This window comes from Nocardia sp. NPDC004711 (assembly GCF_053601595.1).
The window spans coordinates 94,139-120,662 of sequence record NZ_JBSGCB010000029.1 but is presented as its reverse complement, the minus strand read 5'-3'; the positions used below and the strand labels follow the sequence as shown (position 1 = coordinate 120,662).

21 protein-coding genes and 5 pseudogenes are annotated in these 26,524 nt (G+C 66.9%); 10 read left to right on the top strand and 16 right to left on the bottom strand.

Annotated elements, in window-relative coordinates; genetic code table 11:
* Both ACWEKS_RS28275 and ACWEKS_RS28270 read left to right on the top strand, forming a co-directional pair.
* Positions 1-976, top strand: a 976-nt coding sequence (locus tag ACWEKS_RS28275) for a cytochrome P450 (RefSeq protein ID WP_452342875.1), incomplete at its 5' end; no start/stop codon positions are given.
* A 280-nt stretch (positions 977-1,256) separates the two neighbouring features.
* A pseudogene (locus ACWEKS_RS28270) lies at positions 1,257-1,439 on the top strand (ferritin-like domain-containing protein); the annotation flags it as partial.
* Here the strand turns inward: ACWEKS_RS28270 and ACWEKS_RS28265 are convergent.
* Entirely contained in the window at positions 1,370-1,810 is a 441-nt protein-coding gene (locus ACWEKS_RS28265) for a hypothetical protein (RefSeq protein ID WP_452342883.1), read from the bottom strand. The pseudogene ACWEKS_RS28270 and the gene ACWEKS_RS28265 sit on opposite strands and share 70 nt — an antisense overlap.
* Positions 1,811-1,930: 120 nt before the next feature.
* Here ACWEKS_RS28265 and ACWEKS_RS28260 point away from each other — a divergent pair, with 120 nt between their 5' ends.
* From ACWEKS_RS28260 to ACWEKS_RS28245, 4 genes and pseudogenes are all read left to right on the top strand, one after another.
* Positions 1,931-2,548 carry a DedA family protein gene (locus tag ACWEKS_RS28260; protein WP_452342874.1) on the top strand — a complete coding sequence of 206 codons (618 nt, stop codon included), beginning with the start codon at positions 1,931-1,933 and terminating at the stop codon, positions 2,546-2,548.
* Positions 2,549-2,623: 75 nt separating this feature from the next.
* Entirely contained in the window at positions 2,624-3,868 is a 1,245-nt protein-coding gene (locus tag ACWEKS_RS28255; protein WP_452342880.1) for a COG4705 family protein, read from the top strand.
* A 13-nt stretch (positions 3,869-3,881) separates the two neighbouring features.
* Positions 3,882-4,039: pseudogene (locus ACWEKS_RS28250) on the top strand (undecaprenyl-diphosphate phosphatase); the annotation flags it as partial.
* A gap of 20 nt (positions 4,040-4,059) precedes the next feature.
* Entirely contained in the window at positions 4,060-4,392 is a 333-nt protein-coding gene (locus ACWEKS_RS28245) for a hypothetical protein (protein WP_452342873.1), read from the top strand.
* A 201-nt stretch (positions 4,393-4,593) separates the two neighbouring features.
* On the opposite strand, the gene ACWEKS_RS28240 is transcribed toward ACWEKS_RS28245, so the two are convergent.
* The 6 genes and pseudogenes from ACWEKS_RS28240 to ACWEKS_RS28215 all read right to left on the bottom strand — a co-directional run bounded on the left by ACWEKS_RS28240 (position 4,594) and on the right by ACWEKS_RS28215 (position 11,516).
* On the bottom strand, positions 4,594-5,490 hold the full coding sequence (locus ACWEKS_RS28240; RefSeq protein WP_452342879.1) for an ATP-binding cassette domain-containing protein: 897 nt from the start codon (positions 5,488-5,490) through the stop codon (positions 4,594-4,596).
* Between the two features lie 87 nt (positions 5,491-5,577).
* Positions 5,578-5,655: pseudogene (locus ACWEKS_RS28235) on the bottom strand (hypothetical protein); the annotation flags it as partial.
* Between the two features lie 74 nt (positions 5,656-5,729).
* A pseudogene (locus tag ACWEKS_RS28230) lies at positions 5,730-6,029 on the bottom strand (ATP-binding cassette domain-containing protein); the annotation flags it as partial.
* Positions 6,026-6,721, bottom strand: coding sequence for an ABC transporter permease subunit (locus ACWEKS_RS28225; RefSeq protein ID WP_452342872.1), 696 nt, complete (start codon positions 6,719-6,721; stop codon positions 6,026-6,028). The pseudogene ACWEKS_RS28230 and the gene ACWEKS_RS28225, both read right to left, overlap by 4 nt.
* Before the next feature lie 931 nt (positions 6,722-7,652).
* Positions 7,653-9,548: a glycoside hydrolase family 9 protein gene (locus ACWEKS_RS28220; protein ID WP_452342871.1), complete on the bottom strand. Its 1,896-nt coding sequence runs from the start codon at positions 9,546-9,548 to the stop codon at positions 7,653-7,655.
* A 486-nt stretch (positions 9,549-10,034) separates the two neighbouring features.
* Positions 10,035-11,516: an SDR family oxidoreductase gene (locus ACWEKS_RS28215; RefSeq protein WP_452342870.1), complete on the bottom strand. Its 1,482-nt coding sequence runs from the start codon at positions 11,514-11,516 to the stop codon at positions 10,035-10,037.
* A 40-nt stretch (positions 11,517-11,556) separates the two neighbouring features.
* Between ACWEKS_RS28215 and ACWEKS_RS28210 the strand changes: the two genes are divergently transcribed.
* Complete coding sequence (locus tag ACWEKS_RS28210) at positions 11,557-12,417, top strand: MerR family transcriptional regulator (RefSeq protein WP_452342869.1); 861 nt, start codon at positions 11,557-11,559, stop codon at positions 12,415-12,417.
* A gap of 212 nt (positions 12,418-12,629) precedes the next feature.
* On the opposite strand, the gene ACWEKS_RS28205 is transcribed toward ACWEKS_RS28210, so the two are convergent.
* The 3 genes from ACWEKS_RS28205 to ACWEKS_RS28195 are packed head-to-tail and all read right to left on the bottom strand — an operon-like array spanning position 12,630 to position 15,984.
* A complete protein-coding gene (locus tag ACWEKS_RS28205) occupies positions 12,630-13,937 on the bottom strand; it encodes a class I SAM-dependent methyltransferase (protein WP_452342868.1) in 1,308 nt (435 codons plus the stop codon).
* Positions 13,934-14,659 (bottom strand): DUF1365 domain-containing protein, encoded by a 726-nt coding sequence (locus ACWEKS_RS28200; protein ID WP_452342867.1) that lies wholly within the window; start codon positions 14,657-14,659, stop codon positions 13,934-13,936. Before ACWEKS_RS28200 ends, ACWEKS_RS28205 begins: the two co-directional genes overlap by 4 nt.
* A complete protein-coding gene (locus ACWEKS_RS28195) occupies positions 14,656-15,984 on the bottom strand; it encodes an NAD(P)/FAD-dependent oxidoreductase (protein WP_452342878.1) in 1,329 nt (442 codons plus the stop codon). Before ACWEKS_RS28195 ends, ACWEKS_RS28200 begins: the two co-directional genes overlap by 4 nt.
* Positions 15,985-16,265: 281 nt before the next feature.
* Here ACWEKS_RS28195 and ACWEKS_RS28190 point away from each other — a divergent pair, with 281 nt between their 5' ends.
* Positions 16,266-17,225 carry an SDR family NAD(P)-dependent oxidoreductase gene (locus tag ACWEKS_RS28190; protein WP_452342866.1) on the top strand — a complete coding sequence of 320 codons (960 nt, stop codon included), beginning with the start codon at positions 16,266-16,268 and terminating at the stop codon, positions 17,223-17,225.
* Between the two features lie 7 nt (positions 17,226-17,232).
* Here ACWEKS_RS28190 and ACWEKS_RS28185 read toward each other — a convergent pair whose 3' ends face one another.
* From ACWEKS_RS28185 to ACWEKS_RS28165, 5 genes and pseudogenes are all read right to left on the bottom strand, one after another.
* Positions 17,233-18,558 carry a cryptochrome/photolyase family protein gene (locus ACWEKS_RS28185; protein WP_452342865.1) on the bottom strand — a complete coding sequence of 442 codons (1,326 nt, stop codon included), beginning with the start codon at positions 18,556-18,558 and terminating at the stop codon, positions 17,233-17,235.
* Between the two features lie 115 nt (positions 18,559-18,673).
* Positions 18,674-19,285, bottom strand: a complete 612-nt coding sequence (locus ACWEKS_RS28180) for a lipocalin family protein (RefSeq protein WP_452342864.1) — start codon at positions 19,283-19,285, stop codon at positions 18,674-18,676.
* Between the two features lie 54 nt (positions 19,286-19,339).
* Positions 19,340-19,532 (bottom strand): annotated as a pseudogene (locus tag ACWEKS_RS28175) (MMPL family transporter); the annotation flags it as partial.
* Between the two features lie 63 nt (positions 19,533-19,595).
* Positions 19,596-21,623 (bottom strand): phosphocholine-specific phospholipase C, encoded by a 2,028-nt coding sequence (locus ACWEKS_RS28170; protein WP_452342863.1) that lies wholly within the window; start codon positions 21,621-21,623, stop codon positions 19,596-19,598.
* Positions 21,624-23,368: 1,745 nt separating this feature from the next.
* On the bottom strand, positions 23,369-24,358 hold the full coding sequence (locus ACWEKS_RS28165; RefSeq protein WP_452342862.1) for a LysR family transcriptional regulator: 990 nt from the start codon (positions 24,356-24,358) through the stop codon (positions 23,369-23,371).
* A 206-nt stretch (positions 24,359-24,564) separates the two neighbouring features.
* Between ACWEKS_RS28165 and ACWEKS_RS28160 the strand changes: the two genes are divergently transcribed.
* Together ACWEKS_RS28160 and ACWEKS_RS28155 are read left to right on the top strand one after the other, a co-directional pair.
* The gene (locus ACWEKS_RS28160; protein ID WP_452342861.1) at positions 24,565-25,365 is read left to right on the top strand and encodes an alpha/beta hydrolase; all 801 of its coding nucleotides are present in this window, start codon (positions 24,565-24,567) and stop codon (positions 25,363-25,365) included.
* A 28-nt stretch (positions 25,366-25,393) separates the two neighbouring features.
* On the top strand, positions 25,394-26,179 hold the full coding sequence (locus ACWEKS_RS28155; RefSeq protein ID WP_452342860.1) for an SDR family oxidoreductase: 786 nt from the start codon (positions 25,394-25,396) through the stop codon (positions 26,177-26,179).
* Here the strand turns inward: ACWEKS_RS28155 and ACWEKS_RS28150 are convergent.
* Entirely contained in the window at positions 26,166-26,366 is a 201-nt protein-coding gene (locus tag ACWEKS_RS28150) for a hypothetical protein (RefSeq protein WP_452342859.1), read from the bottom strand. The two genes, ACWEKS_RS28155 and ACWEKS_RS28150, sit on opposite strands and share 14 nt — an antisense overlap.
* Positions 26,367-26,524 lie beyond the last annotated feature (158 nt).

Below are 26,524 nucleotides of genomic sequence, written 5' to 3'. Positions count from 1 at the left end.
CGAGGAAAACTGTCCGGCGCTTCCGGTGCTGGGCTGGCGGCCTATCCCGATGCGCAATACAGGTCACGCGCACACCCGGCTCCGGTCGGTGGTCATTGCGGCACTCGGGGACGTCGACCTGCATGCCGTGCGGCGAGCTGTCGAGCGCACCGCCGTACCCCTGATCAACGCTTTCTGCACCACGGGGACCGCGGATCTGGTCGCCGACTACGCTTCGCCACTCGTCTTCGCGGTGATCACCGACCTACTGGGCTGTCCACCCGCCATCGGCCGGAAAGCGGCCGCACAACTTGCCGCCATCGCAGATGGCGTAGACGTGCAGAAGGCCGGCCGTGAACTCGACGCTTCGCTGTTCGAGCTGATGCAGTTCAAGCAAGCCACACCGGCGACCGATATGGCCAGTCGTCTCCTGCACCATGGCGCCGCACTCGGCGACGACGAAATCCTTCAACAGCTCCTGTTGTTCTACGGCATCGGAATGGATCCCCTTCAGTCACTGATTACCAACGCGCTGCGCCTGCTGCTCATCGATGAGCCGTTCAGCGACGACATCATCAGTGGCGCCGTATCCACTACCGACGCATTGGAACACGTGCTGTTCACCGACCCGCCCCTGCCCAACAACTGCGTCCGCTATCCCGTGCGTCCGACTCTGCTCGACGGAGTTCGGCTGCCTGCTCACCAACCCGTGGTCGTCAGCGTGGCCGCTTGCAACAACGATCCCGAGATCACCGGCGATCGACGCAGCGGCAACCGCGCCCACCTGGCGTGGAGCGCCGGCCCGCACGCGTGCCCCGCGCAGCCGCTCGCATATCTGATTGCGCAATGCGCCGTAGACCAGCTGTTGGAGGCCCTCCCCGAACTCCGGCTTGCCGTCGCCGACACCGAACTCCGTTGGCGGCCGGGGCCTATGCAACGTGCCCTGGTCGAACTGCCGGTCGTATTCGAGCCTGCGCCGCCCTTACCGACCTGCTGATCATCTCGGCAGGACCAAATCCCTTCCTGCACAACGACTCAGGGCCGGAATCACCACCAGGTGCGCTGTGTTCGAGCATCGAATGTCCAATGTTTCGTTCATCGGCTACATTGACGCGTTCTGGCGCGGGCGCCACTGCACACCTCGCGCTGACATATCCCCGGATATCGTCAGCCCGGGCGGGGACCCTGCCCACAGTGAACAAGTCGACCACGTCAGCGCACACTGGGCTGCGTTCACGACATTCACCATGCCATTACTCAAGTGCTGTCAACGGCATGCCAATTCTGATCACTTCACGGCACGGATTCTGACCCCTCTCCGGTCGGCCCAGGAGCAATCGGTCACCGAGCAGATCGTCCAGCTCGCCAAGACCGCCCGCGAAGAGGGCGATTACCAGGGTGAGCAATTCATGCAGTGGTTCCTGAAGGAGCAGGTCCAAGAGGTCGCGATCATGCTGACCGCGGCCAGGACGGTGAATGTTCTCGCCGGGCCGTGGTGCCCGTCGACGGACAGTCCGGTCACCGCGTCGGTCGCCGGAGCGACGAGAGGGCGGGTGGGAGCGGCGGCCGACGAACGCACCATCGCACCGGTGGCGTCGATGATCTGCACGATTTCGATGTGCGAGCTGGCGTTCAGCAGCACCGGGTCCAGTGCGGCTGGTGTCCTGGTGTGCAGCTGTGCGGTGATCTCGTACAGCGACCGGTACAGCAGGGACAGGATGACCACCGCTCCGAGCAGCACCACGACCGTGACCACCGCTGCCGCGGTGAGTGCCGAGCGCACCCGCAGACCCCGCCGGGACGGGGCGTACACGATGTCGAGGAGGGGCATGCCTGGCATTCTCGACCACGCCGGGTCGGATCTCGGGCGCGGTCTCAGCGTGTTCTCAGCGCCGCTTTGTCACCGTGGCGCGGTGCTATCGAACTCACCGGGTCCGAACGAGGCGGTGCCGTGCAGCACCTGATCCTCACCTACGGTCTCACCGCGATCCTGCTGCTCATGGCCGCCGAATCGGCATGCATCCCGATCCCGTCCGAAATCACCATGCTGTTGGGCGGAGCCTTGGCGGCGGGTGCGGTCAGCGGCCCGCACCCCAATCTGATCGCCGTGATCGCCGCCGGCACCGCCGGCAATGTGCTCGGCAGCTACCTGGCCTGGCTGGCAGGCCGCTACGGCGGCCGCCCTCTGCTGCACCGCTGGGGCCGCTACATCTTCCTGCGCGCCGACGACATCGACCGAGCCCAGGACTGGTTCGTCCGCCGCGGTGCGTCCTCGGTGTTCTGGGCCCGCCTGCTGCCCGGTATCCGCACCTTCATCTCATTGCCCGCAGGCATCGCCGGTATGCCTGCCGTCCGGTTCGGTCTCTACACCCTCGCGGGCTGTCTGCCGTGGACTGCGGTTCTGGCGGTAGCCGGTTACGGAGTCGGAGCCAACTGGCATCACCTCGAGGACACCCTGCGCGGCCCCAGCTACGTCGTCGCGGGTCTGGTGGCGTTGGTGATCGCCGCCGCGGTCGTCGTGGTCGTGCGGCGACGCCATCGAGTCGCCGCCGCTGCAGATGAGCAGTGACGTGGCGAAACGGCAAGCCGCCGCTTCTCAGCGTCGTCACAGTCATTGATCACTACGGTTCCCGCCGTGACGGAGATGACGAATTCCAGGGTTGATTCGACCCGGCGTTTACTGAGCAAGGTGCCCGAGGTCACGGTGTGGTTCTGGATCATCAAGATCCTGTGCACCACGGTGGGTGAGAGTTTCGCCGATTGGATCAACAGTTCGCTCGGGGTGGGCTTGACCCTCACGGCGCTGCTGTTCACGGTCGTACTCGTCGCCGTGTTGGCCTGGCAGTTGCGGCTGGACCGATATGTGCCGTTCGTGTACTGGCTGACGGTGGTCGTGCTCAGTGTGACCGGCACCCTCTACACCGACATCCTCACCGACAATCTGAATGTGCCACTCGCGGCGAGCACCAGCGTCTTCGCCGCGGCCCTGGCCCTGGTCTTCGGGATCTGGTTCGCCCGCGAGCGGACCCTGTCCATCCACAGCATCGTCACCCTGCCCCGCGAATTGTTCTACTGGCTGGCGGTTCTGGTCACCTTCGCCCTCGGCACGGCGGCCGGAGACTGGACGCTGCAGCTGACCGGATGGGTGCCGGGCGTCTCGGTGCTGCTGCCCGCCGGGCTGATCGCCGCGATCACGCTCGGATGGCGGCTGGGAGCCAATGCGGTGCTGTCCTTCTGGCTCGCCTACATCCTCACCCGTCCGCTGGGGGCCAACCTCGGCGACTGGTTCGCCTCGGCGCGTGCCGACCACGGCCTCGGCTTGGGCACCGCGGCCACCAGCGTTGTGTTCCTCGCCGCCATCCTGGCCACTGTCGTCCACCTCACCCGCACCCGCGCAGACGTTATCGACAACCAAACAAACACCGCGACAACGGTTCCCGTCGCGAACCCGGCACGTGAGCGGCTCCTGCTCGGTTACTACGCGGTCATCGCGGTGCTGGCCGGAGCGCTGCTGGTATGGGCCGCCGGGCAACCGCACTCCAGCGCGGCCGGAGACGACGAGAACACGGGCGGTCCGTCCACCACGGCGGTGGCGTCCGGCTCGGTGACCGCGCATTTCCCCAAAGCCGATATCACGAACTACCGCACCATCACCCAGGACACCCTCGCCAAAGTCCAAGCCGGACAACAAGCCGACGCGAAGACGCGGATCAAGGACCTCGAAACCGCGTGGGACAAGGACCAGGACACCCTGCAGCCGATGGACAAATCCGCCTGGAACACCCTCGACCACCAGATCGACACCGTGCTCCACGCGATACGCTCCGCCGAGCCGGACCCCGCGACCGAGTCCCAAGCCCTGACCACGCTGCTCACCTCGCTCAGGTGAGTCCGTCATCGCCATCACCTATCTGGAATCCATCGTCGTCGGGCACTGCAAGGGGTGAGCGAGCTCTTCCCGGTGTCCAGCCTCGGGCACAGCATCTTGCTGCCCGCCTGGATCGGCGGGCAATGGGGCCGCGACCTCGACATGTCCGCCACTGATTCGCCGTACCTGGCGCATTCTTCGCGATCCTGATCTTGATCCCCGCCACCGGTAACCGCTGGCTGGGCTGGAACCCGATCCTGTGCTTCTGGACCGCCTACGTCATCACCCGCCCCCTCGGCGCCTCGATCGCCGACTGGCTGGCCAAACCCGCCCACGACAGCGGCCTCGGCCTCGGCCTCGGCGATGCCCCCGTTGTAGCCATCCTCGGCGTACTGATCCTCGCCCTCGTCATCTACCTCGCCATCACCAAATCCGATGTCCAACAACCCCTCCGACCCGGTACCTCGGACCACGAAGACCTTGCGGAGCGCCAGTCTCGTACCCCCGCGCATATGCCTCACGACCGCGCGGATCGCAGCATCTGACGGCCTCGTTCCCGAGACTGCGCTGCGGCACCGAGCTGAGCTGTTACCTCGTCAATGGCTTGAAGCCGGAATCTGCTTCGTGTGAAGGCATTCGTGCCATCGCGTCGGGTCGTCCACACCGGTACCGCGTTCCCGCTAGCGTGCAGGACGCATGCTGATCCGTCGAAGGCCGAACGGAAGTCGTCTCAGAACGGTCGGTGGTTATCTCGGGGAGGGCATCCATGACCCCGGATCGGCCAGCAGCTCGGGTACCGGTCCTGCTGCCAGGAGCGCTCCTTCGTGGATGACGATGCCTGCCGTGCAGTGACGGGTGAGCAGGTCGAGGTCGTGGCCGATGACGATGACCGCGATGTCGTCGCGGGCAGCCGTTGCGCCGAGCAGCGTCATGATGGCATCGGCGGTCGCGGGGTCCAGTGCGGAGGTGGCCTCGTCGCAGATCAGCACATCCGGGTCGAAAGCCAGTGCGCGAGCGATGGATACGCGTTGGCGCTGGCCGCCGGACAGCTCGTGGGGCCGCCGGTCGGCGAATTCCGGTCGCAGGTCGACTGCTTCGAGGGCGGTTCGGATGGCGGCGGCGCGGGTCGCGTGGTCTTGGATGCCGCGCCGCACCAGCGGGCGGTCGAGGATCTGGCCGACGGTGCGTTGCGGATTCAAGGCCGACAACGGGTTTTGCGGCACCAGCTGGACCCGGGTACGGGTTCGCTTATCGCGGCGATGCCCGGCCACCGGGATCTCGTGGTCGCGGAGAAGCAGCTGTCCGGTCGCGGCGGGCTCGAGGCCCGACAGGATGCGTGCGAGGGTGGTTTTGCCCGCACCGGATTCGCCGAATATGGCTGTCACGTCACCGAACGGGGCGTCGATAGCGACATCCTTCAGTACGGTTCGCCCGGCCCGCCGCAGTCCTATTCCCGTTGCGGTGAAACAACTTCGGCCCACATCGGTTTTTCGAGTGGCCCCGGCCGCCTTCGATACCGCGCGGGGATGAGTGCCCAGGTGTATCCGCTGGTCGGCCAGAGCGTCGAGGGTGGCGTGGTCGTGACCGGAGACGAGTACTGTCCTTCCGTCGTCACGGGCGAGTTCGTGCAGCAGGCCGGCCACGATGCGGCGAGCGTGGACGTCCAGGCCGGCGAACGGCTCGTCGACGATCAGGATCGGTGTGCCACGCAACAGGGCTCGGGCGAGAGCGACCCGCCGCTGCTGGCCGCCGGACAGCTCGCCGCGCCGGCGCCGCAGCAGTGCCTGGGGCAGCCCGACCTGTGACAGAGCCTGCTCGATGGAATCGGATCGGTTGTCGCTTCGGCCAGTATGGTGTGCACTCGCATCGCCGGGTTGAGCGCCGAACCCGGATCCTGGCCGACGAAACTCACCTCGGCGCGGCGGAAGCGGCGCAGGGATCCGGGGTCGAGCCGCAGCACCTCCTGGCCCGCAACATGAATGGATCCGGCGGTGTGGCGCGTCGTGGCAGGCAGTGCACCGAGCAGCGCCCGCATGAGCGTTGTCTTGCCGGTTCCGGATCCGCCGGTGAGACCGGTGACGGTCCCGGCGTGCAGGGTCATCGATACGGCGTGCAGGATCGGCAGACGGTTTCGTCGATCGAGCAGCGTCAGTTCCTCGACGTTGACGGATGGGTGGCTCATCGAGACGGCTCCTGGGTGCCGATGGTGTGGATGGCGACGGCCACACTGACCGAGACCACCGCGATGACGGTCGCGGGCGCGACGACGGCCCACGGGTTGAGCATGATGCCGGAGCTGTTGTCGCGCACCATGATCGCCCAGTTCGAGTCGCCCAGCGTCGCGGGCAGTTGGAGGAATGCGGCGGTACTGACCAGGTAGATCGCCTCGACGAAGCGCAGCCCCAGCTGCGTCAGAATGGTGGGGCGCAGATTCGGCAGCACCTCCCGGCCCAGCAGATACGGCAACGATTCCCCGCTGGCCACCGCCACCTCCACATACCCGCTCGCGGCGATCGACGCCGCCGCAGCAGCGAAAACCCTTGCCGAATACGGGGTTCCGATCGCGACCGCGACAACGACAAGACCCAGGGTTCCGGAGTCCGGACACGACAGCATCACCAGCAGGATCGCCAGAATCGGCGGCACGAGCATCGAGACATCGGTGATCCGTTCCAGGAGTATCCCCAATCGCGGGCGCAGGGCGGCGGTCACGCCGAGCACGGCCGCGCACGCGGTCACCGCCACCGCGATCACCGCCGCGACCGCCAGCAATCCCCATCCGCCCGAGCACAGGTGGGCGAGAATGTCCTGCCCGAGATGATCCGTGCCCAGACGTAGACCGCGTGCGTCCTCGTCGACTGCTGTGGATGCCAACCTCGGAATCGAAATTAGGGCAACCTAATTTCCGGTTAGGTTGAGGCAGGCTCGCAGCGAGCGAACCACGATGAGGGGTGGTTCGGTCGCCGCGACGCGCCAGCTGTACCGCACCCGCGCCGCCGAGCGCCACCGCCGAGCCCACCTCGACCAGCAAGCCCAGCGCCCCGGCCCGAACCGAGCCAGACACGATGGTTGTCGCGGCCGAGGTGCTGCGCGCGGTGCGGTCGGCATACGATCCTGCGCCTAGACTGGACGCGGTCGACGAGGTGCTCGGGGCTGCTCGCGCTGGTCGGCGTTGGTCGGGGGCAGCACCTATCGAGCAGGTGCCGTCGCGGACGTCCTGCTGACGCGGCTGCGCGGCCTCGCCGACCCGGTGCGTGCGGTTGGGAACGAACAACCCAACAACCGGTAGTGACAGCACCAGGGTTTCGCATGAGCTGCATTTCCTCCATGCGCGCATCCAGCCCGCTGGCTGATGGTGAGCCCGAGGCTCGGAGCAGCCTGCGAATTTCAAGCAATGCAAGGGTCGACTCGACATGCTTGGCATCCAAATGGGGCTGCTGCACGGGTCGATGACAATCGAGATGGCTTGCTGTGAGGCAGGCTCGAGAGGATGTCGCAGTGCCCAAGGCCGTATCCGGTTGCTCGAACAGGAGAACGGGGTCCTGCGGCGCGCGGCCGCCGTCTGTCCCAGGCACAGATACCGGGAGAAGGCTCTACCCGCTCGTGAAAGAGCTTGCCGCCGAAGGGATCCCCGTAGCGGTGACGTGCCGGGTGCTGCAGCTCGCTCGCCAGCCCTAACACCGGTGGCTGGCCGATCCGGTGACCGCTGGCGAGGTCGCCGAGGCGTATCGGGCCAACACCATTGAGCCGTCTGGACCGGTCATCGACGCGATTGTGGGTGGTGTGCCGTCGATGGCGGTTCGGTTCATCCCTGGGACAAGGCGAAGGCCAGCATTGCGGTGGAGGTGAAGTCGGTCGAGGGTTCCACGGTCTGCCAGGCGCCCACGTCGTCGAGGAAGCGGGCCTTGCCCCCGTCGAAGTCGGTCCAGGCCGTACCAGGATTCGAGGAGCAGCGCTTCATCGTCGGGAAAGTATTGAGTTCGTCGAGTTTTTCTGCGGCGTTCGGCCCGTTGACCACAGCGCCTCGCAGGATCGCGCCCGTGCCGTCGAGGCTGCCACCGAGGTTGGCCACTTGGTGTTCCGGGCAGTGCGGGTAGACCTCGCCTGCGCCGATCATGAAGGTGCTGCCCCAGGAGTTGGCGCCCAGTGCCCAGCCACGCTGTTGCGCGCCGAACTCGTCGTAGCGGTGGTCGCCGGTGACCTTCCCATACAACTGTGCGGTGGCGACCAGGCCGAAAGTGTGTGGTACCGAGTCGAAGTCGGTGTAGACCGCACCTGCCGCGAAGGGGTCCTCGGCAGCCCGGCGCACCCCGTCGTCCAACTGCCGGCGCAGGTCAGCTTGTAGTTCTGCGCCGTTCTCGCTGTCCGCCTTCACGATAGTGAGCAGGTCCGCGTGGGCGAGTGCGCTGACGTCGGCGACGCCGAGGGTGCCCTTGGTGTCGGAGTCGATGTACTGCTTCGCCCAGTCGATGCCCTGGTGCTGCCAGTCGCCGGCTCGCGGGTCGCCCAATGCCTTGGCGGCCAAACTCATTTCGGTGGCCCCGAACTCCATGTCGTCCTGCCAGGAGTCCTCGGGGTAGAAGGTGTGGGGGAACGCAGTGATCAGTTCGCCCTCGGGCGAGGTGTCGGCCCGGGTGTAGACGGCGGCGGCCTTGTCCAGCCAGGACTTGGCAGCGGCCCGATCGCTGTTGGCGCTGTGCTGCGCCGCGAGCGCGAAGACAGCTGCCATCCGGCCGGCCAGGTTGGGACTGATCGGCGCGCCGGGCTCGTTGGCCCGGAAGACCGGCCGGTTCTTGATCAGGTAGTCCGGGTCACCCGGTTGCACGTCCAGTTCGTCATCGGTCTCGGGCAGCCGCCACACATCGTGGTCGGTGCGGATCTGGTCGTTGCCGGCACCGATACCGACTTGGGCGTAGAGAGTGCCACTCTTGCCGTCCCACATCTTGTCCAGCCAGGCCAATCCTTGCTCGACCTCCTCGGCCAGGCCCGCGGTGTGCGGAGCGGCACGTAGCGCCAGCAGCAGATCGGCGGTGCTGTAGGCGGCGGTGTGGGTGAACTTGAGGAAGTCACCAGCGTCGGACCAGCCGCCCGAGACATCGACTGGACCACCCACCGGGGTCAGCTTCGCGTCGAGCAGTTCGGTGCCGTCCTCGTTGTACCGCGGGGTGGCGTAGACCGTTGCGTGGCGGTCGGCCAGATGTGAGGGCTTGCGATGCAGGACATTGGGCACGACATCCGCACCGTCGCGCTGAGTTTGGAAGAAGCGCACGTTGTTCTCCACGAGCGGGGTGAGCAAGTCCTTGGCGGGCGCAATGCGGAACTGTGGGGAGCGCCCGGAGGCCGTGCCGGTGAGCTCGAGTCGGTAGCGTCCCGGGGTGTCGACAGCCGACAGGTCCACGGTGTGGACGGCCGGATACCTGCTGTTCCAGGTGCCGGTGCGCTCGCCGACCCGGCCGATGGCCACGATGGTGCCCCGGTCGTCCACCAACCGGTAGCCGGCTTGGCTCACTTCCTTTTCCGAACCCATGACGAACGCCTGTTTTGCCTGCCCGACGATGTAGCCGACCTGATCGACCCGGATCGCGGGCGGGCCGGTTCGAGTCGCCGCATCGGTGGGCAGGGCGCATGCTGCGAGCGCGAGGGTGACGACGAGCGCGGTGGCATGCAAGCTCCACGCGACGCGAAGTGAAAGGGCGGACATGGGGCACCACCCTGCCCGGTGCTCCATGAGATTTAGATGAGGGGCCCTGGACGAGGGCAGCACTGCGAGAGACGACCATTCGCAACTACGCACCCTACTGGCGAATCGTCGAAACGGCCTGGGCCGACCGTCCCCTCCCCGACGACAAGCGAGGTCGATCAGCTTGTCCACGAACACCGACAGCCGCCCTACAGGTCAGCGCACACTGGATCCGGAACACCACACTCACCCATTGGCGTCACCTCGTTCCTGATCTCCGTCGATCTAGTAGAGGTCAGCGCCGCAACGACATTCACCATCGCGGACACCGCACCGACAGAGACCCCCGACTGTCGATCGCGGCAACTCCTGAATGGACATGTGCCGGCCGGCATTCTCGGCAGCAGCCGGGCACCGCCGGTCTGCCAGGCCACGACATCGCTCGCGCCGCCCTTCTGGGTCACCGCGCCCGCACGGTGGGAATGTCCAGATCTGGGATATCGAGCATCAGCAGCTCTGCGGCGCGGGACTCACTGCCGCCCGCTCGGCGGCGCTGGTGATGTTGCGGACCATGCCGCCGAAGATCGCGGCGTGGAACGGGGCGATGGCGTGCCAATAGAGGTGTCCTGCCAGACCGTGTGGGTCGAACAGGGCACGCTGGCGGTAGCGTGCTCCGCCGTCTGCGAGTGGGGTGACGGTCAGTTCCAGCCAGGCTCGCCCGGGAACCCGCATCTCCGCGCGCAACAGGATGCGCCGGTCACGTTCGAGTCGTTCGACCCGCCACCAGTCCAGGGCCTCGCCCTCCCGCAGTCGGTTCGGATGTCGGCGTCCCCGGCGCAGGCCGGCACCGCCGAGTAGGCGGTCGAGCCACCCGCGCAACGCCCAGGCCAGCGGAAAGGAATACCAGCCATTGGTGCCGCCGATCGACTCCAGCACCGACCAGAGGGTCGTTGGATCTGCGCTGGTATTCCGTTCTCGCACATCGGAATACGCCGAACCACCGGACCAGTCCGGATCGGTGGGCAGCGGATCCGACGGGGCGTCGGACGGGCTGGCATCCGACCATCGGGTAGGAACGTCCAAGGTCCTGACGCGCTGCAAGGCCAAGCCCACTGCGCGCCGATACGGGGTGAGCCCGCCCCGTGGGTCGGGAATGTATTGGGCGACACGGTGTTCAGCGCACACCACATCGTTGGCCAGCGACTCCGTCAGCGGTACCGCGATCGCGCGGGGCACCGGGGTCACCAGATTCACCCACTGTGCCGACAACCACGGCGTGAGCACGGGGACCGGCACGATCAGGCGGTGTGGCAACTCGGCGACCTCGGCGTACCCGCGCATCATGCCCAGATAGGTGAGCACGTCGGGCCCGCCGATGTCGAAGGCTTCGTTGACCGTGCCGGGTAGTCCGGCGGCACCGGTCAAGTAATAGACGACATCGCGCACCGCGATGGGCTGGATGCGGTTGCGCACCCACCGCGGCGTCACCATCACCGGCAGCCGTTCGGTGAGGTAGCGCAGCATCTCGAAACTGGCCGAGCCCGAACCGATGATGACCGCGGCCCGCAACACCGCGGTCGGTGTTGCCGAGCGCAACAGGATCTCGCCAACTTCGGCGCGCGAGGCCAGATGACGCGACAGCGCCTGCCCGGAGGGAGTGATCCCGCCCAGGTACACGACCCGGGCCAGTCCGGCACGATCGGCTTCGGCGGCGACCACCCCCGCGGCGTCGCGATCGATACGCGCGAAATCGGCGCGGGTCAGCGAATGGACCAGGTAGTAGAGCACCTCTCGACCCACCAGCGCGGCCCGCACGTCCTCGGCGCGGGTGACGTCACCACGCAGCACACTCACGCGGTCGCGCCAGGCCGCATCGTCGAGTTTGCCCGGGTCCCGGGCCAGCACCCGGACCGAATGACCGGCTGCCAGCAACTCCGGCACCAACCGGCCACCGATGTAACCCGTGGCGCCGAACACCACACACCGCACGTGATCACCTCTTCCGATGACGAACAGGCACAATCGAGACATGTCGCACCGCCCTGTGTCCGCGCCCGAACAGACCGGGCTGTCGGTGCGTGCGGTGGCCGAACGGCTGGGCCTGCCCACCGCGACGCTGCGCAGCTGGAATCGGCGATACGGAATCGGCCCGCGCCAGGACCAGCCCGGACGGCATCGCCTCTACACCGAAACCGATATCGCGACGCTGTCGCGGATGGTCGAGCTCGTTCGCGCGGGATCCACCCCCGCCGGGGCGGCGGCGGCCGCGCAGGGAGCAGTCCTGCCCTTGGGCGACGAGGCGACCCTGTTGTCGGCAGCCTTCGCACTCGAGTCCAGCACGGTGTGCGAGCTGCTGGAGAACCATCTGCGCAGCTTCGGCGTCGTCGACACCTGGGATCGCCTGTGCCGCCCGGTGTTCGCGCAGATCATCGGCCGTCAGCTCGCGGGCGAAGGCTGCGTGGACGTCGAGCATCTGCTGTCGTGGTGCATGGTCGCGGCGCTGCACCGCGCGGTCGCGCCGGTCCTCACCGCGGAGTCCGCGCCACTGGTCCTGGCCTGCACCGGCGGCGAAACCCACTCGCTGCCTCTGGAAGTCCTGCGCGCCGGGCTCGCCGAACACGGTGTGGGAGCCCGCATGCTCGGCCCGGACGTGCCGACCACCGCCTTGACCGATACCCTGGGCCGTCTTTCCGCGCCCGCCACCGTCGTGCTGTGGTCTCAGCAGGAAGCCACGGCACTGACCTCCGCGATTCGGGCGTGCGACGGCGCCGGCGCGACGGTGTACGTCGGCGGACCGGGTTGGGACACCCTCATCCTGCCGGGTCCAGCCCGACGCCTGTCCAGCCTCACCGAAGCGCTCGCGCAGCTGCGCGTGCCGGTCGTGGGCTGAGAAGTACCGCCGCGCCGCACGAATCGCGATGTACGCGACTCCGGTCCGCTCTCGCGCGCCACAGGGGGTCTCGACAGGATCGATGCGTAGACGATGAATCCCGGGCCGGCGCACGCAGACCGTTCGCGACGCTCTCATCGGCGAGATCTGTTGCTGCTCGATCAGAATGGCCGGCCAGCACATCGACTGCCTCCTGCAGTGTGACGAGGGGTTCATCGCGACACCGCCGAGCCCCGAGTTTCGCGGTGGCGCAGGACCATCTGCCACGTGTCCAGGTACCCGGATCGAAACCCTGCCTCGGAGTATGCGAGATACAGTCGCCACATGCGCCGGAAGACCTCGTCGAAGCCAAGCGCGCCGACCCGGTCGGCGGCCGCGGCGAACCGGGCATCCCAGAGTCGCAGCGTATGGGCGTAATGCTGTCCCAGCGACAGCCGATCGACGATCTCGAGCCCGGTATGCGCCGAAAGCAGATGTGCCAGTAGTTCTTCCGAGGGCAGGAAGCCACCGGGGAAGATGTACTTCTGTATCCAGGTATGGGTCCTGCGGCTCGCCCGCATGCGATCGTGCGGCATGGTGATCACCTGCAGAGCGATGCGGCCCGACGGTGCGAGGGTGCGTTCGAGGGTGGTGAGATAGCCGGGCAGGTAGTCGTAGCCCACGGCCTCGATCATCTCGACCGAGATCACCGCGTCGTAGTGCCCGTCGATGTCGCGGTAGTCGAGCAACTCGATCGACACCCGATCGGCGAGCCCCGCCTCGGCGACCCGTCGGCGTGCCAGTTGCTGTTGCTCCGCCGACAGGGTGATGGACCGGACAGTGGCGCCGCGGCGTGCCGCCCGAATCGCGAGTTCGCCCCAGCCGGTGCCGATTTCGAGCACCGAACTGCCCGGCCCGACCGCGGCGGCGTCCAGGAGCCGGTCGATCTTGCGGGCCTGGGCCCCGGCCAGGTCCGCCCACACCGGTGCGGGTTCGAGCGCCTCGAACAAGGCCGACGAGTAGGTGATGGTCTCGTCGAGGAACAGTGCGAAGAAGTCGTTGGACAGGTCGTAATGATGAGCGGCGTTGCTGCGCGCACCGGCACGGGCGGCACGGGTCCGCTCCGGTCGCCCCGGCAGCACCAGCGACCGCAGCGCTTGCAGCGGCACGGGTACCAGCCGGTCGATCTGCGCGGCCAGGACGGTCAATACCGCGGCCGGGTCGGGCGCGGACCAGTCACCGGCCATGTAGGCCTCGCCGAATCCGATGAGTCCGGTCGCGGCGATCCGGGCCGCGAACGCGTGCGGATCGTGCAATATCAAGCGGGGCGCCTGCGGGTGGTGCGCCGCGCCGCCGAGCAGTCGGCCCTCGGGCAGTTCGACCCGCAGCGCAAGACGCCGCACCGCATGCCCGAACAATGCCATGACCACCGGACGGCCGACGACGACACGCACACCGCGCGGCACCCTCGGCAGGTCCGGCCACCGGTCACCGACCGGTGCGGCGGACGCGGGTTGGGCCGGGCATGGCGAGATGGTCACGGCAGTGCCTCCTGGGACCGATGCGGTGTGTGCGGGATGACCGGCAGGCCTCGCGCCCACAGGCGTAGCCCCTGGGCACGGATGCGGGCGGCGATGCGCCAGGTCTCGAGCGGATGCGCGAGCACCGTACGGGTCACCGTGCGCCGGTTCGCGGGCAGGACCCGACCGCGCACGGTGGCCTCGAAGCGGGTTCGGCCGTCGACGTCCTCCAGCGCTATCGCCAGGTGCAGTCGGCTGCCGGGAACCGGTGCGCGCAGCCGGTAGCGTCCGGTCACCGGATTGAACGGCGAGACGTAGAACTGTTTGCCGACAACGACTTGCGGATCGGGTGGTACCAGATAGCGGTGTCGCTCACCGTAGGTGTTGTGCACCTCGGCGATCACGCAGCGCAGCGCGCCCGCGAGGTCGTGGCACCAATACACGGTGAGGGGATTGAAGACGTATCCGAGCATCCGGGCATTGGCGAGCATGAGGATCTGCCCGCCGCGACAATCGATGCCCTGCTCGGCGAGATACCCGATGACGTTGTCGCGCAGGGTGGCAGCGGGATCACCGAGATGATCGCGCGCGTGGAAGCCCATCAGCGCGCGCAGTGGCCGCGGCGGCACGGGAACCTCGTCGAGGTCCACCAGCCAGCTGTAGCTGCGGTAGGCGAATCCGTGCCGGATCGGTTCGCGGCGGTCGTGGCGGATCACGGTGCGCACCAGACGTGGCCGGGTCATGGCACTTCCTGCGCGGTGGCGATCGACAGCGGCGGGCCCCCGCTCCAGCGCCCGCCGACGCGTTCGGCGGCGCGCAGCCCCGACAATGCGCCGTCCTCATGAAAGCCCCACCCGTGGTATGCGCCGGCGAAAGCGACGGTGTGGTCGCCGATTTCGGACAGACGTCGGCGCGCCGCCATGGCCGACGGGGTGTACTGCGGGTGCTCGTAGGTCATGGTGGCCAGGACGGTGTCGCGTGCCACCCGCTCCTGGTCGCCGAGTGTGACCAGGAATCGGCGGCCGGCGTTCGCCGGTAGGCGTTGCAGCCGGGTCAGGTCATAGCTGACGAGGACACGGTCCGGGGCGGCGGTGCAGTGCGGCAGGCGGTAGTTCCACGAGGCGCGGGCGCCGCTACGGCGCGGCAGCACCGATTCGTCGGTGTGCAGCACGGTGTGGTTGGTCGAATAGGGCAGTGCCGCAAGGACAGCGGTTTCAGCCGGGGTCGGCGCGGCCAGCAACCGCAGGGCCTGGTCGGGATGGGTGGCGATCACCGCGGCGTCGAAGAAGTCCACCGTGTCGGCGTCGTCGCGCACCGCGACCGTCCGCGCGGCGCGGTGGATCTTGCGGACGGGCACACCGGCCCGTACTTCGTGCAGGCCCGCCGCGACGGTGTCGACGTAGGTCGCGGAGCCTCCGGTCACCGTCCTCCAGGTCGGTGACCCGAACACGGTCAGCATGCCGTGGTGATCGAGGAAGGTGAACAGGGAGCGGGCCGGATACCGCAGCGCCAGCTCCGGCGGGCAGGACCAGACCGCGGCCACCAGCGGAACCATGAAATGCGCCGTGAAATAGGCCGAGAAGCCGCCCACTCGAAGGAAATCGCCCAGGGTGAGCAGGTCGTCGCCAAAATCGGCGAGCTCTTCGCGCGCCAGGCGATGGAAACCGATGATTTCGCCGAGCATGCGCAGATAGGGCGCACTGCCCAGAACTCCCGGATTCGGGATCAGTCCACGGGCGCCCTTGCCCCCGGCGTATTCGAGTCCGCAGCCGTCACAACGGATCGACATCGACATATCCGATTCCTGTGTGCGCACACCCAATTCACCGAACAGTCGAAGCAGAGTGGGGTAGGTGCGATCGTTGTGCACGATGAACCCGGAATCGACCCCGAGCAGCTGCCCGGTGCCATCGGCCCGTGCAGCGATCCGATGGGTGTGCGCATGGCCGCCCAGCCGCGAATCGGCTTCGTAGAGCACCACTTCGCAGTCCTTGGCCAGAACCCACGCCGCGGTGAGGCCGGCCACGCCGCTGCCGATCACCGCGACCCGGCGGCGCCGGCCGCTCAACGCGCGCACAGCGGTCCCATCGAGACGACGACACGGGCGTACTGCCGGTCGGACGGTCGCCGAACAGGGACGGGCGAGGTGAGCGCCGCGGTGAGCCGTGCGCGCCTGCGATGTCGGGTCGTGGCCATGAGGTCCTCCGCCGCTCGGGCGAACCGAAGAGCTGTCCGGTTCGCAACGTCGACGCTACCATCGAATCGATGCATAATCGATGCATCAGATGGTTGGATTTCGGCGACCACCGCCGGCGGGCCCTCCCCCGTCCGGCCGCAGAGGAGGCGATCATGGCCCTGCACCTCCCAGCACCGCTCGACGACGCACTCGACCGCACCGTGGTACTCGGTTACGGCCGCACCGGATTCCGGCTGCGTCACCGCTCATGGTCGCCGCTGCCGCCGGACGCGCTGCGCGGCAGGACCGCCGTGGTCACCGGCGCGAACTCCGGCATCGGCAAGGCCATCGCGGCCGGCTTGACCGGACTCGGCGCCGCGGTCACCCTGCTGGTCAGGGACGAGTCGCGCGGCGCCGCAGCCGCCGCGCAGATCGCCGCGGTGACGGCGGGCGTCGCGCCCGAGGTCGAACGATGCGACGTCTCCGACCTCGCCGACATCCGGCGGTTCGCGACCGGCTTCGCCCAGCGCACCGAGCGACTGGATGTCCTGGTCCACAACGCCGGCGTGCTACCGGCGGCGCGCGGTGAAAGCCCCCAGGGCCACGAGATCTGCCTGGCCACACACGTTCTGGGTCCACTGCTGCTCACCGAGCAGCTCGCACCGGCGATGACGCGCGCGGCGAGCGGACGGGTGATCCTGGTGTCGTCGGGCGGGATGTACACCCAGGCCCTGCCCAACAGCGACTTCGAGTACCGGACGGGCGAATATCACGGCGCGATCGCCTACGCCCGGACCAAGCGCATGCAGGTCGCCCTGACGCCGATATTGTCCGATCATTATGCGACAGCAGGTATCTCGGTGCACTGCATGCATCCGGGATGGGTGGACACCCCCGGAGTGGCCACCGCACTGCCGAGGTTTCGCGCGCTGACGCGGCCGCTGCTGCGCACACCGGCCCAGGGCGCGGACACCGCCGTCTGGCTGGCCGCGACCGATGTCGTCTCCGGACGGTTCTGGCACGACCGGCGCGCCAGACCCGAGCACTATCTGCACCGGACCACCGAATCCGCTGCCGCAGCCGAGCGCGTGTGGCAGTACTGCGCGGCCGCGGCCGGCCTCTCGGCCGCATGAATCCCGGTCACATGCCATTGAATTCGACGATCGGCGCCGGATATCGCGCCGCCGGCACACCCGCCCGCCAGGGCCGGTGGATCTCCGCGCCGGACAGTTGTGCCAGTTCGGGGAGCCAGCGACGCGCATAGTCGCCGTCGGGGTCGAACCGCTCGGCTTGACGCAACGGGTTGAGCACGCGACTCGAACGGGTGTCGGTGCCCGTTCCGGCCATCCACTGCCAGTTCATCCGATTGTTGGCCACATCGGCGTCGACCAGCCAGCGCTCGAAATGCCGTGCGCCCACGCGCCAATCCACCCGTAGCGTCTTGACCAGGAAGCTGGCGGTGATCAGCCGGGCCCGGCCCGGCATCCGGCCCTGCGCGGTGAGCTGCCGCATCCCCGCATCGACCATCGGGTACCCGGTAAGGCCGGCGCGCCACGCGGCCACCGCGTGCGCATCGTTGCGCCACGACGGGGCCCCCTCGCGGTAGTCGGCAGTGGCGACCTCGGGACGGTCCGCCAGCACCTGATGGTAGAAGTCGCGCCAGGCCAATTGCCGGACGAAGGCATACCCACCGGGGTCGGAGATGTCGGCGCGGAAGACGATCTCGGCTGCGGACAGGCAACCGAAGTGCAGGTAGGCAGACAGCCCCGAGGTCCCATCGACGGCAGGCACATCCTTGACCTGCGCGTACTCGCGCACCGGACCGGACAGCCAGTGCGCGAGCAGCCTACGGCCGGTCGTCTCCCCGCCCACGGACAGTTCCGGCGACCCGGAGCCGGCACCCAGCGCGGCCGGGTCGGGAATCGCCCCGCTCGCGATCGGCGCCACCGCCACCGCGGCCGGTGCGCCCAGCGGGCGCCGCATCGGTGTGTCCAGCCAGCGCCGAAAGTACGGCGTGAACACCGCGTAGTGGCTCCGGCCGGTGTCGGGCCGCAGTGCGCGAGCATCCACGGCGGTGATCGACGCCGGATGAACACGCAGGGTGCAGCCGATGCGGGACAGCCGGTCGCGCAGGGCGGCCTCCCGCCGGGCGCTGTAGCCGGTGACGTCCGCGGCGACGTGCACGCTGCGCGCGTTCGATTCCGCCGCGACAGCCGCGACCTCCTCGACGGCATGGCCGCGCCGCACCACCAATCGCCCGCCGCGCGCACGGAGCTCGGCGTCGAGCTCGGTGAGCGCGGCGGTGAGGAAGCACATCCGATTGGGCGCGTCGGACACCTGGGCGAGCAGATCGACGTCGAGAACGAACAGCGGCACCACCCTCTCCCCCGCACGGCATGCCGCATCCAGCGCGGGATTGTCGTGCACACGCAGGTCTCGGGTGAACAGCGCGATCGATGCCGTCATGCCGGTAACCCTAGACGCAATTCGATTCATTATCGATGCATACAACGCGACCAGTCTGCGGTTCACGGACCCGGGCTTGTCGTGTGGGCACCCACGCCACGAACTGCGCTATCGGTCATTCCACGCACAATGGCGTGAAGCGGTCCAGTCCGCCCGTAGTCGGAGTTGTCAGATACCAGCAGGTGTTCTCCCCCGCCGCCGTGATCGCGGCGCTGACACCGTTCCACTGGGCGGTGTCCAGCATTGCGGTGCGTGACAGGACGAATCCCGACAGACGGTTGGGATCGGTGACCAGTGCCCATGAGTAGTCGTCGCCGAGTGCGGTGACGATGTAGTTGGTCGGGCCGTACAGTGCGTCCTGCGTTGGCACGCCGGGGAAACTGACGTGCAGTTGCGCGTCCGTCACCGGATCGGTGACCGTGGCCGTGCCGCGGATCTCGCTCACGCTGCCGGACCACGTCGTGCACGAGTTGTGCACCGACACATCTCCGTATGCGTCCAGTGCATAGTCCGCACGCGTGTCCCTGGCACAGATGAGGTTGAAATACTGTGGTATCGCGGCCAATTGGTACCAGGTGCCGAGATACCGGCCCAAATCAAGTCCGGCGACCGGTGCCGGTGGGTCGGCGTGCGCGGACGCCGACAGACCGATTCCGGCGACCGGGATCGAGCAGGCCACGGCCACACCGATAGCCGACGAAAGCCGGCGCAGCCGGTTCGGATTCATGATGCCCGTCCTTCCTGGCGGTGTACTCGTCCGTCGATTTCGATGGTTCGATCAATGCACGGTCGCCGAGAACGGCGAACACAGCTGGGACCACGAGCGTGCGCACAACGAAGGTGTAGCGCAGGATACCGATGCCGGCCACGATACCCAGCCGAATGAGCGTGGCCGGCGGCAACACCCCAGATACGCAGAACACCGCCGCCGGCACCACCCCGGCAGTGGTGACCACCGGGCCGGTCACCGCAACCATCCACCTGAGGAACAAAGGGCCGGAACACCTTTCGGCCAGCCGGATAGCCGGCCGTGCATTTCAACCGCTGACGGAGGCGGTTCCCGTTTCGAGGTGCCCCGTGAAGCGTTGTGACCAACCGGTGTCGGAATTGACCGTGACGGTGAAGTCGTACCAACCGTTGTTGTAGGCGACGGCGTTGAAATAGTCACTGACGGTCTTGCCGGCCGCGACCGAGTACGTCCAGGGCCCGTCTGTGCGGTACTGGTTGGCTTTGATGGTGAAGGTAACCGTGGCGGTGCCGGTGTTGGTCATGGCGAACCAGACGGCGAGCTTTCCGGTGTTGGGTGCGTTGGAGTAGGAGCTGGCCACCGATGCGGTCTTTCCGGCCTTGGTGGTGTCGCCTTGGAAGCGGCGCAGGAATCGATTGGGGCCGATGACCGTCAGGTCGTAGGCGCCATTGCCGGAACCCGTGCCGACCTCGTAGAAATCGCTGGCATTGCCACCCGCCCCGACCGTGTACTGCCACGGCCCACCGGAGCGAAAAGCGTTGGCGTAGGCGGAGAAATGCGCTGCGCGAGTCGCGGGCGCGCCGACATTGGCGAAGGTGATCCAGGCACGGGCTTCGCCATTGGCTCCGTACGTGAAATGGTCCAGGTAGGCGTTGGGTTGATAGGGCAGAGCACGGGCTGGGCGGGTTCCGGATTCCTGTGCGGGTTGGGAATTGGATGTAGGTGCCGGGTTGGGTTGGGGGGCGCACGTGGCGAGCCCGATCACCGCAGAGGTGTCGGGCAGGGTCGGCAGGCCGGTAACGGGAGAAGAGAAGTTGAACAGCCCGGTCAGGTCCCCGCAGACCGAGCGCCGCCAGGCACTGATGTTCGGACAGGTGGCCTTTTTGCCGAGCGCGGCGGTCCAGGCCTCCAGAAAGCGCAGCACCGAAGTGTGGTCGAACACTTCGGAACTCACCCAGCCGCCGCGTGTCCACGGCGAGATGACGATCAGCGGCACCCGGAAGCCGAGGCCGATGGGAACTCCATTGAGGAATTCGTCCGCGGTGCCGCCCGGTGCCACCGGCGGCGGCACGTGGTCGAACAATCCGTCGTTCTCGTCGTAGTTCAGGATCAGCACCGTCGAATTGAAGACACTGGGATCGGCGTTGAGCGCGTTGATCACGTTGTGGACGAAGTGGGCGCCATCGTTGGGCGGGGCGTAGGGGTGTTCGGAAGACGCCTGGTCGGGCACGATCCACGACACCTGTGGCAGTTTGCCGGCAACGACGTCGGCCTTGATCGCGGCCACGATGTCGTCAGGGGTTTTGCCGGTGGTCGCCGGCACCGAATTCATGCCATTGACAGCGAGTGGGCTGCCGGGGGCGGCGTTCGCGAACTGCTTGAAGTAGGCAAGTGCGTTGTCGCCGAAGTTATCCGCGGCGTTCTGGTAGACCTTCCAGCCGATGCCCGCGTTCTGCAGCGCCTCGGCGTAGGTCTGCCACCCCAGCCCGGATTCGTCGCCACCGTCATAGGCGGGTCCACCGGCGGTACCGGCCGGATCGATCCAGCCACTCCAGTGGTAGGTGCGGTTGGGGCCGGTAGCGCTGAGTACCGAACTGAAGTAGGAGTCGCAGATCGTCCAGTTATCGGCCAGCGCGTAGTGGAACGGAATGTCCTGGCGTTTGAGGTATCCCATGGTGCGCACGTTGCCCTTGGCTGCGATCCAGCCGTCGAGGTGTCCGTTGTTCCACGCGGCGTGCTGGTCGGCCCAGGCGTGCGGGAGGTCGCCGTTGCATTGGGCTTCGGTCTGCGCGTTCGAGCCGCCGGCTCCGCTGAGGGCCCAGGGGTATTGCCGCCCAGCGCCATTGGGCTGGTTGAACACGCTGTTGCCGCCGGAAAGCAGGATCGTCGCGCGGTCGGAGAAGCCGCGCACGCCCTTGAGGGTGCCGAAGTAGTGGTCGAACGAACGGTTTTCCTGCATCAAGATTACGACGTGCTTGATGTCGGCGAGGGTACCGGACGCGTTGGCGATCGCCGGTTCGAGCGCTCCGTTGGCTGCCACACCGGCCGCGGCGGCGGCCGATGCGTGGAGAAAACGGCGGCGATTCAATGGTGACAAGATGTCGTTCCCTTCGACGAATATCGGCCAAAACGGTTGCACCGCGGCGCGTCCGGCGCCCGGACCGGCATTGGCCGAAATATTGTTCATAAAACGCTTCAGATGTAGCGTCGATTAACCGAGACCATGTCTCATGTGAATGTGATTCGATCTCGCCAGTGTTGAAATCGGCTGTGTAGCATGATGTTCGGTCGTACTGGATGCGTTATCGCGGCGGCTCTGTCCTGTCTCTTCGAAAGTTATTCGGGCAGCGCCGAATCGCGCCACGGCGCTATTCCGCGGCGCTGAGCGTCGAGTTCGAACTCATCTATGCGAACTACAAGTCCGTCGTGATTGCCCTCGGCGGAGGCGCTATCAGCTGAAGCCGATCGCCGCAGATGCGGGTGTCAGGACGGTCGAGGTCGGAACATCAAATTAGATTCTGCGTCAACGCATTACACTGACCGATGGGTTTGGTCATGACCCACTCGGCGAGGCTTGCCGACTGCGGCGTGGATGAGTTGGCGGGTACAAGAAGGCGATCAGGCCTCCGGCGCTGGGGTTGCGTTGACCGACTTACCAATACAGCCCGACCTCGGGATCGCCATGGACCCACGACAGATGAGCCGACGCACGCCGCCGTGCGGTCGGGCGTACAAAGGTGCGGGTTCTTGCGGGGACGGGGCTGCTGACACGGAGATGGCTCCCTGGACGAAACTTTTCGCGACACGAATTAACTGGGCTGAGAAACGATTACACGGCCACCCGGGTTTTCGCGCTGTAACAAACGTCACAAACACTAGCCATTCACATATCCGCCCTGCTTACCGGCAGATGCATGGAGTCCGGCGGTTCACGATATACGAACTGGATTATGTCCGGCCATCTCGGCGATATCGACTGTTCACTTAAAGGGGGCAGGTGCGCCCGCCTCGCCAAATGCCGGTGGCCGGCAAGGTCTGGTGAGACATTTTGTGTCACTTTCCTTTTGGTCTGCTGCGGATCGTGACTCGATCCAATTCATCCAAACGTGCTTGTTACCTGCGCGTTTCGCCTTCCGAGACGGCCCGGCCGCCCGTGTCACAATGTTCCAATTATCCCGAGTTCGCCAGACTATTGCGCAATGAGCCCGCAAGGAAGGTCGGTGGCCCGCCAGACCCACCCTGGCGGCTCCGCAGCATCGTGACAGCCCAGGCCTGTTGCGCGAGAACACCAATCGGCTCGACGACGGTGAGGATTGCCGACTTTTTACCAGGCGTTTCTGGACCGACGGGAAGCGGAAGCATGGAGTTGCGTGTGCCACCGACGCCCTGCACTGTCATGCCGTCTATTGAATGTCCGGAGCGACAACTGAGAAGTTGATGCGTCACCGCCATCGACCGCAGCTGCTCGCTTCAGGGCGCGATCTCGCCAGCCGAGATCACAGCGACGAATTCTGCATGCAGAGAAGGGGTTCGACTTGGTGGCCGAGGTCAACATTGTTCGTGGGGTCATCACCGGCGCACTCGCGGCCACAGCGTTGACACTGCCCGCCGCCGCAGACGCTCGAGCGCTCGCGCCGATCGCAACCGACACCAGGACGCCGTCCGTACAGCCGATCGACGCAAATACCGACAACTCCGGTCAGTCCGGATCCTCGAGCGGTGGTAAGGCCGATGGCCATGGTGGTCTCATACCGCCCGGGGCGTGGTGTCACGACTCGACCGACACCGGTTCGGGACAGACCCGCCCAACCGGCTGAAACGATGCTCGAGGGGAATGTGGATCTACCGGGGCGAGCTGGTCGACAGGGCGGCCTGGGTCGAATCGGTCGGGTCGTCGGGAACCCAGGGAAGGGCCGAGTGGTGGGGTGGGAGGTGCCAGTTGTGCTGTCGGGCGGTGTGTTCCGCGATCCGCAGGAAGTTCGCGACGGTCGCGCTGAGCGGTTCGTCGCGCCAGGCGATGCACCAGGGGTAGTACGGCTGTAGCTCGACAGGGTGGTGCATCGGGATTCCGGCATCACCGTATCGTGCTGCGTAGCTTTCGAATTCGAGAACGTAGGCCGGGTCGGTGGCACGATGCACGGCGGCCAGGCAATGCCCGAAGGATCCCGGGTTACCGAGCCATCGCATCGACATTCCGGTGTGTCGTTCGAAGGTCGTGAGGTAGTCGCCGTGCGCGTTGTAAAGCCCGGATGCGGGACTGTCCGCGAAGACCTCCACGGGACGCTCGAACAAGGATGCCGCCGCCTTCGGCGGATCACCCGGGCGGCCGACCAGATACATCGGTTCGAGACGCAGGCGATGGAATCGCCAGCCCGTCGGATACCGGGCGGCCATCGGGGCCGTGACGCGCAGTATTGCGACGTCGAGCCGTTTGTCCAGCAGCGCGTCCAACTGCCGGAGGCTGTCCAGCGAACGCTCGATGAGTTGAACGTCCGGATAGGCTGCGGCGAAGGCGTCCGCGACGATCCGGCTGGTCTGCAACTCGAAGATGTGCGCTATGCGCACGGCTCCGGACTCGGTGGTCTGTTCGCTGATTCGCGTGGCCAGGGCGATCATGTCCCGGGCGTCGGAGAGCACACGGTGTCCACGGGCTGTCAGCGTTACGTGGCGGCTGTCGCGTTCGAGCAACCGGCCGCCGAGCTGATCCTCGAGCTTGCGAATCTGCTTCGACAGCGCGGGCTGGCTGATGTAGAGCCTGGCGGCGGCGCGGCCGAAGTGCAGTTCCTCGGCGACGGTGACGAAGTAACGCAGCAGGCGCAGGTCCAAGTCCACGATCCCCCCTCGCTTTCCTGCCCCAGCGGTCTGCCATACGAATCTTCGCCTGCAAGTATGCCTTTCCGGTTATCGATCCGGGCCGGATATGCCTTGGACGCCCACACCTGCGCGGTGTTGAGGTGAACGGGGGCTGTGAGCACCGGCCGATTCGCGGTCGAACCGCTCGTCCCGCCGTGTCCAGGTTTTCGCAGAGAGGGATCGAGATGCCACAGACGCCTACCCCGGTGGTGTTCATCCACGGTTTGTGGCTGCATGCCACAAGTTGGGGCCCGTGGGTCGATCACTTCCGCGCCGCCGGATACGCGCCGATTGCGCCGGGCTGGCCGGGCGAACCCGATACGGTCGTATCCGCGCGCGAGCACCCGGAAGCCGTCGCCGATATCGGGATCGACGATGCCGCAGCACATTTCGCGGAGCTCATCGATGGCCTGCCCGCGAAGCCCATCATCATCGGCCACTCGTTCGGCGGCCTGATCACCGAGAAGCTCATGGGCGAGGGACGCGGCGTCGCCGGAGTGGCGATCGATCCCGCGCAGATCAAGGGGGTGCTGCCGCTGCCGCTCGCGCAGTTGCGCGCGGGCCTGCCGGCGCTGGGCAACCCGGCCAACCTGCATAAAGCGGTCTCCCTGACCAGCAAGGAATTCCGGTTCGGATTCGGGAATGCGCTGCCGGAGCAGGAGTCCGACGAGTTGTTCGACCGATGGACCATTCCCTCACCGGCCCGCCCGCTTTTCCAGGCCGCCGTCGCCAACTTTGTGCTGCATTCCCAAGCGAAGGTGGACACCGGCAATGCGGATCGTGGTCCGCTGCTGCTCATCTCGGGACTCGAGGACCATACCGTGCCCGATGTGGTCACGCGGTCCACACTGAAGCAGTACCGCGACTCCACCGCGGTTACCGAGCTGCGGCAATTCGAGGGCCGCGGCCATTCGCTCACCGTGGACAGCGGCTGGAAAGACGTCGCGGACGCCGTGCTCGCCTGGTTGGCAGACCAGGGCCTGTAACCGACCGTACGGACAGAGGAGCTACCGCATGGATCTCGGACTCACCGACGCCCTCGCCGTAGTCACCGGCGCGAGCCGGGGCATCGGTCTGGCCATCACCCGAACCCTCGTCGACGAAGGCGCGATCGTGGTTGCCGGCGCACGCCACACCGGTGACGAGTTGCGTGCCCTCGCCGACAGTGGCCGGGTGCATCCGGTCGAGGTCGATCTGTCCACCCCGGACGGTGCGATCGAATTGGCCACCGCCGCAGAGAAGTTCGGTGACACGCGAATTCTCGTCAACAATGTCGGCAGGGTCACGCCCAGATTGACCGGGTTCCTCGATGTCACCGACGACGATTGGCTGGGCACGCTCACGCTGGATCTGCTCGCCGCGATTCGCACGACCCGCGCAGTGCTTCCGGCCATGCTCGGCGCGGGCCAGGGCAGCATCGTCATGATCAGCTCGGTCAATTCCACGCTCGCTGATCCGGCGGTCATCGACTACAGCGCCGCGAAGGCCGCACTCACCAACGTTGCGAAGTCACTCTCGAAACAGCTGGGCCCCCAGGGCATTCGGGTCAACACGATCAGTCCCGGACCCGTCGCCACCGACCTGTGGCTGGGCGACACCGGCGTCGCCCACACGATCGCCCACGCCACCGGCGGCAACGCCGACGCCGTCGCGCAGTCCGTCGCGGCCGAATCGGTCACCGGCCGATTCACCCGACCCGACGAAATCGCCGACCTGGTCGTCTTCCTGGCCAGCCGCCGCGCCGCGAACATCACCGGGTCGGATTTCGTCATCGACGGCGGCCTGCTCACGACCACCTGAGCTTCGGCGCAGCTGCGTATTTCGCGATCAGGGGGCGTGGAACCCGGTTGACGTGGCGGTCGGGGACGTGACGACCGCCGCGCACCGCCGACGCCCGCGTGTTCGCCCCGAACAGGATCACCGGGAACACGCCCGCTACCAGCGCGGCAGCGCGATAGCGATCCGCCGGCACGACGAGCGCCACCATCAGCAGGCCGGGCGCTGGCGATCCCAGCTGCCATGCGCAACGTCAGCCGTGCGGGCGACCACTCGGTCCGGGGCATCGCGGCCGGACTCACCACAGCATGAGCAACCAATCGCAGGACGGTGCGGGAGCGGACAAGCGCCGGGTATTCATCTCACCGC

What these genes read in the sequence shown, in the direction of transcription:
- ACWEKS_RS28185 (WP_452342865.1), bottom strand. Translation starts at nt 18,558, where the DNA reads ATGACGGCATCGATCGCGCTGTTCACCCGAGACCTGCGTGTGCACGAC.
- ACWEKS_RS28200 (WP_452342867.1), bottom strand. Translation starts at nt 14,659, where the DNA reads ATGACCCGGCCACGTCTGGTGCGCACCGTGATCCGCCACGACCGCCGC.
- ACWEKS_RS28160 (WP_452342861.1), top strand. Translation starts at nt 24,565, where the DNA reads ATGCCACAGACGCCTACCCCGGTGGTGTTCATCCACGGTTTGTGGCTG.
- ACWEKS_RS28190 (WP_452342866.1), top strand. Translation starts at nt 16,266, where the DNA reads ATGGCCCTGCACCTCCCAGCACCGCTCGACGACGCACTCGACCGCACC.
- ACWEKS_RS28210 (WP_452342869.1), top strand. Translation starts at nt 11,557, where the DNA reads ATGTCGCACCGCCCTGTGTCCGCGCCCGAACAGACCGGGCTGTCGGTG.
- ACWEKS_RS28155 (WP_452342860.1), top strand. Translation starts at nt 25,394, where the DNA reads ATGGATCTCGGACTCACCGACGCCCTCGCCGTAGTCACCGGCGCGAGC.
- ACWEKS_RS28255 (WP_452342880.1), top strand. Translation starts at nt 2,624, where the DNA reads ATGACGAATTCCAGGGTTGATTCGACCCGGCGTTTACTGAGCAAGGTG.
- ACWEKS_RS28265 (WP_452342883.1), bottom strand. Translation starts at nt 1,810, where the DNA reads ATGCCCCTCCTCGACATCGTGTACGCCCCGTCCCGGCGGGGTCTGCGG.
- ACWEKS_RS28150 (WP_452342859.1), bottom strand. Translation starts at nt 26,366, where the DNA reads ATGGTGGCGCTCGTCGTGCCGGCGGATCGCTATCGCGCTGCCGCGCTG.
- ACWEKS_RS28220 (WP_452342871.1), bottom strand. Translation starts at nt 9,548, where the DNA reads ATGTCCGCCCTTTCACTTCGCGTCGCGTGGAGCTTGCATGCCACCGCG.
- ACWEKS_RS28180 (WP_452342864.1), bottom strand. Translation starts at nt 19,285, where the DNA reads ATGAATCCGAACCGGCTGCGCCGGCTTTCGTCGGCTATCGGTGTGGCC.